Annotated in this window: 13 protein-coding genes; 5 read left to right on the forward strand and 8 right to left on the reverse strand. The window is 69.9% G+C overall.

The window, feature by feature from the left end; translation table 11 throughout:
- Positions 1–12: 12 nt before the first annotated feature.
- Entirely contained in the window at positions 13–2517 is a 2505-nt protein-coding gene (locus HNR02_RS04310; RefSeq protein ID WP_179771919.1) for a glycosyltransferase, read from the forward strand.
- Entirely contained in the window at positions 2510–3595 is a 1086-nt protein-coding gene (locus HNR02_RS04315; protein ID WP_179771920.1) for a glycosyltransferase family 4 protein, read from the forward strand. The genes HNR02_RS04310 and HNR02_RS04315 overlap by 8 nt, the downstream gene beginning before the upstream one ends.
- A gap of 487 nt (positions 3596–4082) precedes the next feature.
- Here the strand turns inward: HNR02_RS04315 and rfbD are convergent, their stop codons facing one another.
- Positions 4083–4988, reverse strand: coding sequence for a dTDP-4-dehydrorhamnose reductase (rfbD, locus tag HNR02_RS04320; RefSeq protein ID WP_179771921.1), 906 nt, complete (start codon positions 4986–4988; stop codon positions 4083–4085).
- A 3-nt stretch (positions 4989–4991) separates the two neighbouring features.
- Positions 4992–5984, reverse strand: coding sequence for a dTDP-glucose 4,6-dehydratase (gene rfbB, locus HNR02_RS04325; protein ID WP_179771922.1), 993 nt, complete (start codon positions 5982–5984; stop codon positions 4992–4994).
- A 130-nt stretch (positions 5985–6114) separates the two neighbouring features.
- Between rfbB and HNR02_RS04330 the strand changes: the two genes are divergently transcribed.
- The 3 genes from HNR02_RS04330 to HNR02_RS04340 all read left to right on the forward strand — a co-directional run bounded on the left by HNR02_RS04330 (position 6115) and on the right by HNR02_RS04340 (position 9522).
- Positions 6115–7410 carry an LCP family protein gene (locus tag HNR02_RS04330; RefSeq protein WP_179775694.1) on the forward strand — a complete coding sequence of 432 codons (1296 nt, stop codon included), beginning with the start codon at positions 6115–6117 and terminating at the stop codon, positions 7408–7410.
- 56 nt (positions 7411–7466) lie between these two features.
- Positions 7467–8705, forward strand: coding sequence for an LCP family protein (locus HNR02_RS04335; protein WP_179771923.1), 1239 nt, complete (start codon positions 7467–7469; stop codon positions 8703–8705).
- 118 nt (positions 8706–8823) lie between these two features.
- Entirely contained in the window at positions 8824–9522 is a 699-nt protein-coding gene (locus HNR02_RS04340; RefSeq protein WP_179771924.1) for a TIGR03089 family protein, read from the forward strand.
- On the opposite strand, the gene HNR02_RS04345 is transcribed toward HNR02_RS04340, so the two are convergent.
- The 6 genes from HNR02_RS04345 to HNR02_RS04365 all read right to left on the reverse strand — a co-directional run bounded on the left by HNR02_RS04345 (position 9519) and on the right by HNR02_RS04365 (position 13301).
- On the reverse strand, positions 9519–9947 hold the full coding sequence (locus HNR02_RS04345) for a DoxX family protein (RefSeq protein WP_179771925.1): 429 nt from the start codon (positions 9945–9947) through the stop codon (positions 9519–9521). The two genes, HNR02_RS04340 and HNR02_RS04345, sit on opposite strands and share 4 nt — an antisense overlap.
- 21 nt (positions 9948–9968) lie before the next feature.
- Entirely contained in the window at positions 9969–10496 is a 528-nt protein-coding gene (locus HNR02_RS35280; protein ID WP_246338491.1) for a hypothetical protein, read from the reverse strand.
- Complete coding sequence (locus tag HNR02_RS35285; protein ID WP_312860897.1) at positions 10468–10986, reverse strand: epoxide hydrolase family protein; 519 nt, start codon at positions 10984–10986, stop codon at positions 10468–10470. The genes HNR02_RS35280 and HNR02_RS35285 overlap by 29 nt, the downstream gene beginning before the upstream one ends.
- A 77-nt stretch (positions 10987–11063) precedes the next feature.
- Positions 11064–11582: a DUF3558 family protein gene (locus HNR02_RS35000; RefSeq protein WP_246338493.1), complete on the reverse strand. Its 519-nt coding sequence runs from the start codon at positions 11580–11582 to the stop codon at positions 11064–11066.
- A gap of 5 nt (positions 11583–11587) precedes the next feature.
- Positions 11588–11926 (reverse strand): hypothetical protein, encoded by a 339-nt coding sequence (locus HNR02_RS04360; RefSeq protein WP_246338495.1) that lies wholly within the window; start codon positions 11924–11926, stop codon positions 11588–11590.
- Positions 11927–12122: 196 nt separating this feature from the next.
- Positions 12123–13301, reverse strand: a complete 1179-nt coding sequence (locus HNR02_RS04365; protein ID WP_179771926.1) for an acyl-CoA dehydrogenase family protein — start codon at positions 13299–13301, stop codon at positions 12123–12125.
- Positions 13302–13385: the final 84 nt, after the last annotated feature.

The following is a 13385-nucleotide window of genomic DNA, read 5'->3' on the forward strand; positions in this document are numbered from 1 at the left end:
GGAGGTCGGGCGTTGGTCCAGGGGGATGCACCACTGCCGCTGGTCTCGGTGATCTTGGTGAACTACCGGGGCGCGGAACACACGATCACCTGCCTGCGCGCGCTGCGCGAGGATCTCGACTACCCGAACCTCGAAGTGCTGGTGGTCGACAACGCCTCGGGCGGTGACGACGTCGCCCGCATCAAGGCCGCCGCCGGTGACGCGCACGTGATCGAGTCGGGCACCAACACCGGCTTCGCGGGCGGCTGCAACCTCGGTGCCCGGCACGCCCGGGGCAGCGTGCTCGCGTTCCTGAACAACGACGCGCGCCCGGACGCGGCGTGGGCGAAAGCCGCGGTCGACGTGCTGCGTGCCGAGCCGGCCGTCGCGGCCGTGGCCAGCAAGGTCCTCGACTGGGACGGCACCGGCGTCGACTTCGTGGACGCGGGCCTGACCTGGTTCGGCATGGGCTACAAGCGGCACGCTGGCGGTCCGCTCGCCGGCCTCGCGCCCGGCGAGCACGAGGTCGCCAAGGACGTGCTGTTCGCCACCGGTTCGGCGATGTTCGTACGGGCCGACGTGTTCAAGGCCCTGGATGGGTTCGACGAGCGCTTCTTCATGTTCTACGAGGACGTCGACCTGGGCTGGCGGCTGAACCTGCGCGGCTGGCGCGTGCGGTACGTGCCGGAGTCGGTGACCTACCACCGCCATCACGGCACGATGTCCGAAGTGGACGCCCCGGACACCGGACGCGAGACGTTCCTGTTGGAGCGCAACGCACTCGCCGCGCTGTACAAGAACCTTTCCGACGAGACGCTGGCGAAGGTACTGCCCGCCGCGCTGGCGCTGGGCGTGCGCCGGGCGACCGCGCGCGGCGAGCTGGACGCGACGCAGCTGGACCTCGCCAAGGCCGGAGCGGTGGAGACCGCCCCGGTCGAGGTCCCGCGCACCACGCTGGCCGGGGTGCTGGCGATCGACCAGTTCGTCGAGCTGCTGCCGTCGCTGGCCGAGTCGCGCGCCGCCGAGCAGGCCGCGCGGGTGCGCACGGACGCCGATCTGATCCCGCTCATGCGCAAGGCGCTGGAGCCGGCCTACCCCCTGCCCCGGTACCTGGCCGCGCACGACATCCTGGCCGAGGTCTTCGGCATCGAGGCGGTGTTCGGGCAGCGCCGGAAAGTGCTGGTCATCACGGGTGACGCGATCACCGACCGGATGGCGGGCCCGGCGATCCGGGCGTGGAACATCGCCACCGTGCTGTCCGCCGAGCACGACGTCCGGCTGGTCACGGTCAACCCGCTGGCCGCGCCGCCGCCCGCGCCGTTCCCGGTCAGCGCCGCGCGCAAGCGTGACCTGACCGAGCCGGTGGCGTGGGCGGACATCGTGATCCTGCAGGGCCACGTGCTGGAGATGGCGCCCGCGCTGAAGGCGCAGGATTCCAGCAAGATCGTGGTCTGCGACCTGTACGACCCGATGCACCTGGAGCTGCTGGAGCAGGGCAAGAGCGCGCCCGACGACCGGCGCGCCGCCGACCTCGCCGGGGTCACTCGGGTGCTCGACGCGCAGCTGCTGCGGGGCGACTTCTTCCTGTGCGCCTCGGAGCGGCAGCGGTTGTTCTGGCTGGGGCACCTGGCCGCGCTGGGACGTCTGTCGCCACGGCTCTACGACGCCGACCCGACCACGCAGTCGCTGCTGTCGGTCGTTCCGTTCGGACTGTCGCCGGAACCGCCGGCGCGGACCGGGCCGGGGCTGCGGGCGACGCTGGACATCGATCCGGGCGACCGCGTCGTGCTGTGGGCGGGTGGCGTCTACAGCTGGTTCGACCCGTTGAGCCTGGTCAACGCGATCGACCGGCTGCGGCAGCGGCGGCCGGACGTGAAGCTGGTGTTCCTCGGGATGAAGCACCCGAACCCCGAGGTCGCCGAGATGGACATCGGCGCGCGCACGATCCGGCTCGCGGACCGGCTGGGGCTGACCGACAAGCACGTGTACTTCAACGAGCACTGGGTGCCGTTCGGGGAGCGGCAGAACTGGCTGCTCGACGCGAACTGCGGTGTCACCACCCACTTCGAGCACGTGGAGACGACCTTCGCGTTCCGCACCCGTGTCCTGGACTACCTGTGGGCGGGGCTGCCGATCGTCACCACGGACGGTGACGCGTTCGCCGACCTGGTCCGCGACGAGCAGCTGGGTGTCGTGGTACCGGCCGAGGACGTGGACGCGCTCGCCGACGCCCTGGAGAAGGTGCTCTACGACGAGGAGTTCGCCGCGGGCTGCCGTGACCGCATCGAGGTGGTCGCGAAGCAGTTCGCCTGGCCCACCGCGCTGGCGCCGCTGGTCGAGTTCTGCCGTGACCCGCGCCCGGCCGCCGACCGGTTGGTCGGCGCGGCCGAGCTGACGGTGGAGGAGCCGCCGCGCGGGGCCGAGGCGGTGCGGCGGGATCTGGCTCTGGTGAAGGAATACCTCGCCGACGGCGGCCCGAAGGAGCTGGCCCGGCGGGTCGCCGGACGGGTGCGGAAGGTCGCCCGCCGTCGTGGCTGAGCGAGCGCTTCGGGTCCTGCTGGACGGGACGCCCCTGCTCGGTGACCGGACCGGCGTCGGGCGCTACACCGCGTCACTGGCCGAAGAGCTCGCCTCGATGTCCGATGTGGACATGCGCGCTGTCGCGTTCACGCTGCGCGGCTGGCGACGCTTGCGGTACGTGCTGCCGCACGGCGCACGGGCCCGTGGCATGCCGGTGTCCGCGCGGATGCTGCGCAAGGCGTGGCTGCGCTCGACGTTCCCGCCGATCGAACTGTTCGCGGGCCGGGCGGACGTGGTGCACGGCACGAACTTCGTCCTGCCCGGCGCGCTGCGGGCCGCGGGCGTGCTCACCATCCACGATCTGGCCTTCCTGGACGCCCCGTCGGAACTGCCACCCAGCGACCGCGAGTTGCCGGAGCTGGTGCGACGCAGCGCCATCCGGGCCGACGTGATCTGCACCCCCACGGAAGCGGTCGCGGACGCGGTCGCCACCCGGCTCGACGTCGAGCGGAACAAGATCGTGGTCACCCCGCTCGGCGTGGACGCGGCGTGGTTCACCGGCCACTCCCCCGACGACGCGATGCGCGAGCGGCTGGGGTTGCCGGAGCGGTACCTGCTGTTCGTCGGAGCGGCGGGCCCGCGCAAGGGCATGGACTGGCTGCTGAAAGCCCACGCGGCGGCTGATGACCTGCCGCCGCTGGTGTTCTCCGGCCCCGGCCCCGCTCCCGGCACACCTCGCAGTCGGCGCCTCGGGTATCTGTCCGAACGCGACCTGCACAACGTGATGGCCGGTGCAACGGCGCTGGTTCTGCCTTCGCGCGACGAGGGTTTCGGCTTGCCGGCGCTGGAGGCGCTGGCCTCGGACGTGCCCGTGGTGTGCTCGGACATCCCGGCATTGCGGGAGATCGCGGGCGGGTACGCCCATCTCGCCCCCTACGGCGATGTGGATGCGCTGATCACGGCACTCCGGACAGCGGTGACCGAGCCACCGTCGGCTTCGGTGTCCAGTGAGCGACGTGCTCACGCCGCAGGGTTCACGTGGCGGCGGACGGCTGAGGCCACGCTGGAGGCTTACCGGCTGGCGTCTCGGCGGTGAGCGCGCGGCGGCGGCGAGCGCGCAGCGGCGAGCGTCAGCGAGCCTGCTGGGTGGTCGTTCCGTCGCCTGAGGCCGTCTCGATCATTGTGAGCGAGGCCCGCACCCTGCGCCGGGTCGCGAGTTGAAGGACCAAAGCGTGCGGGCCTGGCTCACAGTCTTGATCTTCGAACTCGCGCTGCCTTCGGCTGGTGGGGAAGCGCCTTCGGCGCTGACCGCTGGGCGCGTTGGCGGCCGGTAGGTGGTTGCGTTGGGTTCGACCTCCCCCGCCCCTCCTCGCGGAGGGTTTCAGTCGCTGAGCAGCGACCAAATGACGGCTTGGGATCGGGGCGGGGGAGGTCCGGGTACGTCTTGGTTCGGCTTGGGTTGCCGGGTGGGCGTTTTGTGGCGGGGTGGGTGTGCGGGAGCGGCAAACACGGCGCCCGGAGGAGCAAACACGGCGCCGGCGTCGGCGTGTTTGCCGTTCCGGGCAGCGTGTTTGCCGCTCCCGTCAGCGTGTTTGCCGCTCCGGGAGCGTGGGGGTCAGGTAGGTGTGCAGGGCGTCTCGCCAGGGGCGCAACTCTGTCAGGCCCGCCTTGGTCCATGCCTCGTTGGACAGCACCGAGTAGGGGGGCCTCGGGGCGGGGCGGGGGAATTCGGCCGTCGTGCAGGGCTTTACGCGATCCGGGTCGGCTCCGAGTTCCTCGAAGATCGCCCGGGCGAAGCCGTACCACGTTGTTTCGCCCGCGTTGGTGCAGTGCAGCACCCGGCGCTGCGGGGGGTGGCCCTCGGCGATCGTCCGGGCCAGGTTCAGCAGACCGGCCGCCAGGTCCGCGGACCACGTCGGCGAGCCGCGTTGATCGTCCACAACGGACAGTGTGTCCCGTTCGGATTCCAGGCGGCGCATCGTCTCGACGAAATTCGTACCGCTCGCGCCGTACACCCACGCCGTGCGGACGACCCACACCTGCGCGCCTGATCCCAGCACGGCGTCCTCGCCCGCGGCCTTCGTCCGGCCGTAGGCGCTGCGCGGCCCCAACGGGTCTTCCGGCTCGTACGGGCGGGTCGAGTCGCCGGGGAAGACGTAGTCCGTCGACAGGTGGATCAAGGGGACGCGGCGTGAGGAGCAGGCCGCGGCGAGCACCCGGGCACCGTCGGCGTTGACCCGGAACGCTCGTTGCTCGTCGGTCTCCGCCGCGTCGACCGCGGTGTAGGCGGCGGCGTTGATCACCAGCGGGTGACGGCCCGCCTCGGCGGCCGCCGCGGCCAGTGCGTTGACCGCCGCGATCACCGAACCGGCGCTGGTGACGTCCAGTTCGGACGACGACGGCGCGACCACCTGGACCTCGGGCGAGGCCAGCGCGGACAGGTCACCGCCGAGCTGACCCGATCCGCCGGGCACGAGCACACTGAGCATTCGTCACTTCCCCACCAGCGTGGCACGACCCTTCAACGGCTCCCACCACGCGCGATTGTCGGCGTACCAGCGCACCGTATCCGCCAGCCCCTCGTCGAAGGAAACCCTCGGCGCGTACCCGAGCTCCGAGCTGATCTTGGTGATGTCCACCGAGTACCGCCGATCGTGCCCCTTGCGGTCGGCGACCTGCTCGACCCGCTCCCAGCCTGCCCCGACCGCCGCCAGCATTCGCTCGGTCAGCGCGCGGTTGGTCAACTCGGTGCCACCGCCGATGTTGTAGATCTCCCCCGGACGGCCGCCGTCGGCCACCAGCTGGATGCCGTGACAGTGATCGTCCACGTGCAGCCAGTCACGGACGTTCAACCCGTCGCCGTAGAGCGGGACGTTGTGCCCGTCCAACAAGTTGGTAACGAAAAGCGGGATGAACTTCTCCGGAAACTGGTACGGACCGTAGTTGTTCGAGCACCGCGTCACACAAACAGGCAGCTCGTGTGTCCGGAAGAAGGACCGGGCCAGCAGGTCCGATGACGCTTTCGAGGCCGAATACGGCGAATTGGGCTCCAGCACGTGATCCTCCGACCACGAGCCGCTCTCGATCGAGCCGTACACCTCGTCGGTCGAGACGTGCACGAACTTGCCCACCCCGGCCTCGAGCGCGGCCTGCAGGAGCGTCTGGGTGCCGAGCACGTTGGTCACCACGAAGTCGGCCGAACCGAGGATCGAACGATCCACATGGGACTCCGCGGCGAAGTGGACGACCAGGTCGACGCCCTTCATGACCTCGGTGACCACCTCGGCGTCGGCGATGTCCCCGCGCACGAAACGCAGCCGCGGCGAGTCCGCGACCGGCGCCAGATTGGCCTCGTTGCCCGCGTAGGTGAGCTTGTCGAGCACCACCAGTTCGGCGTCGGCGAGCGCCGGGTAGGCCCCCGACAGCGCCTGCCGGACGTAATGCGAGCCGATGAAACCCGCACCGCCCGTCACCAGGACCCGCATCCCCTCGTCCTCCTCAAGATCGTCAAGACCCGGCCCACGGCCGCTTCACTCACCCGAACAGTAATCTGGAGACGTTCACTCGGGTCGGGGGCTGGGAGGAGCGAGTGTGACCGACGGGCTTACCACCCGCATGGAAGCCGCGGACGAGGTCGCGTGGCCCGCGGCGCCCATCCCGTCTCCCAGGCGGCGGCGCAACCGTATCGCCGTTTTCGCGCGCCGCGGTGGCAAGGTGGTCGTGGCGCTGGTGTCGACCGTGGTGCTGGCCATCACCTGGTACGGCTGGCAGTTCATCGGCGACCCCAACTCGGGGCTGTCCACCACCGGCGTCTTCGACGACGAGGAACTGCACGCGGTGCCGCTGGACGGCGCGGTCGACATCCTCCTGGTCGGTATGGACAGCCGCACCGACAACCAGGGCAACCCGCTGCCGCGCGAGGTGCTGGACATGCTGCACGCCGGTGACGCCGACGGCGAGAAGCAGACCGACACGATGATCCTCGTGCACATCCCGCAGGACGGCCGCCACGCGGTGGCGATCTCGTTCCCCCGCGACTCGTGGGTCGAGCTGTCCGGTGGGTTCGGCAAGCACAAGCTCAACGGCGCGTTCGTCTACGCCTACAACGACAGGTTCAAGGAGCTGCAGCAGGAGGGCAGCGACCTCGCCGACGCCGACGAGCAGGCCAAGGTCGCCGGGCGGAAGAACCTGATCTCCACACTGGAGACGTTCATCGGCAAGCCCGGCATGATCGACCGCTACGCCGAGGTGAACCTCGCGAGCTTCTACGAGGTCACCAGGGCACTGGGCGGCATCGAGGTGTGCCTGAACGCGCCGGTGCACGAACGCAGGTCCGGCGTCGACCTCCCCGCCGGACGGCAGACCGTCGAGGGCGTGCAGGCGCTGGCGTTCGTCCGGCAGCGCTACGACCTGCAGGGCGGTGACCTCGGCCGCATCGCGCGGCAGCAGGCGTTCCTGTCCGGGCTCGCGCGCAAGGTGCTGTCCCGGGAGGTCCTGACCGACCCTGGCAAGCTGGGCGACGTGCTCGACGCGGTCAAGAAGTCGGTCGTGCTGTCGGACAACTGGGACCTGCCGGAGTTCGCGGCGCAGATGCGCGGGCTGAACGGCGGAAACGTCGAGTTCCACACCATCCCGGTGATCGGCAACGCGAACATCGGCGGCGCGGACGTGGTGCGCGTCGACCCGCAGGCGGTGCACACGTTCGTCGACCAGCTCACCGCCGACCCCGGCCAGCAGACGTCCGCCTCCACCACCACGGCGCCGCCGACGTCGACCGGTTCGCCACCCACGTCAACCCGTCGAGGCAGCACCTCGTCGGCGTCGTCCACCTCGTCGTCCACCTCTTCGGCCGTCACCTCGACCTCGGCCGCACCGCCGATCACGGCCGGGGACGTGCCGTGCGTGAACTGACGCCCGAAGTCACCTAACCTGGGACTCCGGGGTCTTGAGGAGGGGGAGACACGGGGATGGACGACGAGGACAAGCCGACGCCCTACCCGCGGCCGAAGCCTCCGGCGGACGAGCCGGAAGTCGCGGCGGCTCCGCGCCGCCGACGACGGCCGGTGCGCGCGACCGGGAAGGCCCTGCTGGCGCTCGTGTCGGTCGCCGCGCTGGTCGCGACGGGGTATGCGTGGGCGACCTACCACCAGGTCCAGGGCAACGTGCACACGACGGACGCGCTCGACCTGCCGGACGACAAGCCGGCGCCGCCCGCGGACGACGGTGCCGACGACATCCTGCTGGTCGGGGCGGACGCGCGCACCGACATGCAGGGCAACGCGCTGCCGCTGACGGTGCTCAAGACACTGCGCACCGAGCAGACCAGCGGTGTGAACACGGACACGATCATCGTCGTGCGGATCCCGAAGAACGGCGCGAAACCGTACGCGCTGTCGATCCCGCGCGACACCTGGATCGACGTGCCCCGCGGCGGCCAAGGCAAGATCAACTCGGTGTACGGCCTGGCCAAGCAGGCCAGAGTGAACGAGCTGCGACGCGACGGCGAGCGCGACCCGGCCGAGATCGAGCGGGATTCCGACCAGGCCGGCCGGCAGTCGCTGGTGCAGGCGGTGCAGGACTTCACGCAGGTCCGGGTCGACCACTACGCCGAGGTGAACCTGCTCGGGTTCTACCTGATCACCGAGGCGCTCGGCGGGGTCCAGGTGTGCCTGAACCACGCGACCGAGGACAAGGACTCCGGCGCCGACTTCGCCGCCGGGGTGCAGACCGTGTCCGGCGGCGAGGCACTGTCCTTCGTACGCCAACGGAAGAACCTCCCGCACGGTGACCTGGACCGGATCGTGCGGCAGCAGGCGTTCCTGTCGTCCGCCCTGCACAAGGTGCTCTCGGCCGGGGTCCTGACGAACCCGGGGACGCTCGGCGAGCTGACCGACGCGCTGCACCGGTCGCTGGTCCTGGACGCGAACTTCGACCTGCTGCAGTTCGCGGACAGGGCGAAGGGCCTGGCCTCCGGCGACGTCACGTTCACGACGATCCCGGTGATCACGATCAACGGCCGCAGCCCCGACGGGCAGCAGAGCATCGTCGAGGTCGACCCGGTCGCGGTGCGGCAGTTCTTCGCCGGACTGGCCGGGCGGGCCCCCTCCGGCGGCGGCGCGTCCGGCGGTGGCGCGTCCGGCGGTGGCGCGTCCGGCGGCGGCGCGGTGTCGCGGGCCGTACCCGCGGGCGTGACCTGTGTGAACTGATTCCCGGGCCGGTGCGGCGGTTGCGCAAAGGGGGGCGCGGCGGGCGATACCGCCACGTTCCCTTGAAGTGGGTACCCGTCCCACGGCGACCATTCGGTGACCAGGCACAATCGAGTCCGTGAGCCTGACCGACGCGCTGTTCCGCCCCCTGCTCGCCCAGCCGGGGAAGCCGCTGATCACCCACTACGACGACGCGGCGGGCACCCGGGTGGAGCTGTCGGTGGCGACCACCGCGAACTGGGCCGCGAAGACGGCGAACTGGCTGGTCGAGGAGTTCGACGTGGAGCCGGGCGATCCGGTGGCCGTGGTGCTGCCGGCGCACTGGCAGACCGCGGGTGTGCTGCTGGGCGCGTGGTGGTGCGGGGCTGACGTCGTGGCGTCCGCCACGGGCGCGCGGGTGGCGTTCGTCGGGCCCGGCGGTTCGGGCGAGGGCGCCGAGGCGACGGCCGTGGTGGCACTGGACCCGATGGGGCGCGGACTGTCCACACCGGTCGAGGGCGCGCTGGACTACCTGAACGAGGCCCGCGCCTACGGCGACGACTTCTCCCCCATGATACCGATCTCCGGCGACACACCCGCGCTGGCAGGGTCCACTGTGGACGAGGTGCTGACGGAAGCCCGCTCCCGAGCGGATTCACTGGGGCCCGCCGCCCGTGTGCTGTCCACTGTGGAGTGGACCGTGCCGGAGGGAGTCCTGGGCGGCCTGCTGACCCCGTTGTCGGCAGGGGCCCACCTGGTGCAGGTATCGAATCCCGATCCGGCCAGGCTGGACGACCGCCGCAACGCCGAACGCACGACGGTCGACCTGCTCGGCTAAGCGGTTTCCAGCTCGGCCTTGCGCACCCGCCGCCTGCCGAGAAGCAGGTGGTCCAGCGAGAAGCGCCCGCCGTTGAACCCGAGCGCGAGCGCCGCCGCGCCCAGGACGAGCACGAGTTCGTAGCCGCCCTGGCCGGTCAGTCCGTTGTCGACGTGGACGAAGAAGATCGCGCCGACCATGTCGACCGCGAGCAGCACTCCCAGCGCCGGCAGCGCGATGCCCGCGATGAAAGCGACCGCGCCGACGGTTTCGATGAAGATCAGGAAGAGCGCGGACACGGTCGGCAGGGGAACTCCGATGCCGCTCATCATGTCCGTCACGCCGCCCACACCCATGTCCCACTTCTGCAGCCCGTGGGCGAGCATGACCACACCCACCCCGATCCGGCCGATCAGCGCAGCCACATCCCTGAACCGGTCGTACATGCCGCTCCCCTGGTTGAAGTTTCAACTAGAAGGTTCACGGTACCGGACCGGCGTGAGCAGGTTGTGAAAAACCCACATTCTGGACATGACGGCGCGACAACGGATCGGACACGGCGTTGAACTCCCGACCGGGTACTCCGACCAACGGGTGACCCGGTTGGACAGTTCGGCGAGGCCGCGGACGGCCCGGTCGCCGAGGAAGTTCGCCACCGCGGTCGGCACCGGGGACCGCTCGGGCCACACACCCCACGCCTGCGCGGCCGACTCGAAGTACAGGCGGGCGGCCGAGCCGGCCGTCCCGGTCAGCCAGAAGATCGTGACGTTCGTGAGGATGGCGTCGCGGTCGACCGGCGTCCGGCCGGACCGGGTCGGGTCCCAGTCCACGAACCACTCCAGGTTCCACGCGAGCTGACCGGCCGGGGAGTCGTTGAGCGCGTAGGCGAGGGTCTGCGGCCGGGTCGAGATCCGGGTGGCGTAACCGGAATGCGGGTACCACCACTTCTGGTTGGCCGTGGCCCGATCACGCTCCGCGGGCGACAGCGCGGCCACCGCCCTGCACGCCGTAGCGCTCGTATCCCAGGCGGCGCATCAGCTCCGCCCACGCGCGCGCCACCCGGTCGACACCCCAGCCGCGCTCGCGGGTCGGCCCGGAGAACGCGAAGCCCGGAACGGACGGCGCGACCACGTGGAACGCGTCGGTGAGCGGGCCGAGGATGTCGAGGAAGTCGTGCACCGTGCTGGGCCAGCCGTGCGTGAGCAGCAGCGGGATCGCATCCGGGTGCGGCGAGCGGGCGTGCAGAAAGTGGATGTTCTGCCCGTCGATCATCGTGGTGAACTGCGGAACCGCGTTCAGCCTCGCCTCGTGCACGCGCCAGTCGTAACCGGTGCGCCAGTAGCGGACCAGGTCGGTCAGGTAGTCCTTGTCGACGCCGTAGTCCCACCCGGCGCCGGGCAGCTGATCCGGCCAGCGGGTGCGGTCGAGACGCTCGGCCAGATCGTCGAGATCTGCTTGCGGTATGTCGAGGTGACAAGGTCGCACGGATACGGGCTGGCCCCCGGTCAGGACAGATTCTGTCCTGATGGGCCGCTGCTTGTGCCGGACCTCGGCCCAGCGGGCTATTGCTGCTCGGGCAACAGAGGTTCCACCTTGGCCGCCAAGTCCCGGGCGGCCGGGCAGGCCTTCGCATCATCGCCCGGCCGTGTCATCGTCGCCGCGGTCAGGGCACGCGCGTGCTCCCCGACCTCGAGAGCGACTTCACACATCCCCGCGATGCCTGGCTTCCCCTCGCGCCCCTCACGGCCGTTGATCTGCAACGGCACGATCTCGGTCGCCTGACCTTCGAACTCGGCCAGCCCCTGGTAGGGATCGAGAGCCAGGGAATACGTACCGTAGTCAGCCTTGCTCGCATGGCACTCGTTCCGGACGGTCTTGCGCACGCCAGGCTCGAATCCCTGTCCCTCGACCAGTTGGGCGAGCACAGCGCAAGCATCAAGTGCTTTCAAGGAGTCCTCGACACTCACATTCGCCGACGGGTGCGGCTCCGGCGAGGCCGTTCCCGACACCGTTTGCGAGCAACCGGACAACGTCACCACCGCAGCAGCGGCAGCCGCCAGGAGAACAATCGAGCGTGGCATCTCTGTCACTCCTTGAACTGCCCCAGATGCCTGGTGGCGGCCTCGTCAGCAGCATCGTAGTTCCGCACAGCCGTGTCCAATGCCTGCCGGAGACTCTCCAGGCCCTCTCGAAGCGCCTCGAACACGGGAACCAGCGATTGATCGTCCGAGTCCATAGCCGCTCGCATGTGCTCCGCAACTGTACGAGCGTATTCGTCGTTGCCGAGTTTCGGGGCTTGCTTGAGGAAGCCGACTCGTGGTGCGAGTTGATCGAGCCGGTGCTGCATCGTCACGATCGCACTGCGCAGGTGAATCCCGGTTTCTTCGTCGACCGCCCAGCGGCCCGCTTGGGCATCACCCAGCATCTGCCGAGCGCCTTCGGCGAATGTTTTGACCTGCTCAGGGCCGCCTACGACGTTGGCGATCGCGTCGCCGATCTGCTCGCGTTGCCTGCGCAGCGTACACCGCGGCCGGGTGCGGCTCGGCGCGATTCACCTCGCCGAACGCACCAAAAACGGCGCGGCACCCGAATCCGGGTACCGCGCCGTTTGCGGAAGAACCTCAGCCCTTCAACAGCGAACGCGCCATGACCATGCGCTGGATCTGGTTCGTGCCCTCGTAGATCTGGGTGATCTTCGCGTCGCGCATCATGCGTTCCACCGGGAAGTCGCGGGTGTAGCCGGCGCCGCCGAAGAGCTGCACCGCGTCGGTGGTCACCGACATCGCCACGTCGGACGCGTAGGACTTCGCCGCCGACGCCATGAAACCGGCACGCGCGTCGCCCCGCTCCGAGGCCGCCGCGGAGGCGTAGACCAGGTGCCGGGCCGCCTCGATCTTCGTGCCCATGTCCGCCAGCATGAACTGCACGCCTTGAAAATCACTGACGAACCGTCCGAATTGCTTGCGCTCCTTGACATACGCGACCGCCGCGTCCAGCGCGCCCTGCGCGATGCCCAGCGCCTGCGCCCCGATCGTCGGGCGCGTGTGGTCCAGCGTCCGCAACGCGGTCTTCAACCCGGAGCCCGGCTCACCGACGATGCGGTCCGCCGGAATGGTGCAGTTCTCGAAGTAGATTTCCCGCGTCGGCGAGCCCTTGATACCCAGTTTCTTCTCCTTGGGCCCGACCGAGAAACCCGGGTCGTCCTTGTGCACCACGAACGCCGAAATCCCGTTCGACTTCTTCGGCGCGTCCGGATCGGTCACCGCCATCACCGTGTACCACGTCGACTCGCCCGCGTTGGTGATCCACGCCTTCGTCCCGTTGAGCACCCACTGGTCACCGTCCAGCCGCGCCCGCGTGCGCATCGACGCCGTGTCCGAACCGGCCTCCCGCTCCGACAGCCCGTACGACGCCGTCGCACCGGCCGCGATCTCCGGCAGCACCAGCTTCTTCAGCTCGTCCGACGCCGACAGGATGATCGGCTGCGTCCCGAGCTTGTTCACCGCCGGGATCAGCGACGCCGACGCGTCGACCCGCGCGACCTCCTCGATCACGATGCACGCCGCGATCGCGTCCGCGCCCTGCCCCTCGTACTCGTCCGGGATGTGCACGGCATTGAACCCGGAGGCGTTCAGCGCCTTGAGCGCTTCGGCGGGATACCGCTCCTGCTCGTCCACCTCGGCGGCGTAGGGCGCGATCTCCTTCTCCGCCAGCGCACGCACGGCGGCACGCAGCTCCTCGTGCTCCTCGGCCAGCTGGTAGAGGCCCGGGGTCTCCGACACCTGCGTCACCTTCCTCATACGGGTAAGAAGTCCGTCATCCATGTTAGTGCTCGTTCACCAGCCGGAATTGTGTTCTGGGCCGCAGATCCGCTCTATGGTGGA

This window comes from Amycolatopsis endophytica (assembly GCF_013410405.1).
Taxonomy (GTDB): Bacteria; Actinomycetota; Actinomycetes; order Mycobacteriales; family Pseudonocardiaceae; genus Amycolatopsis_E; species Amycolatopsis_E endophytica.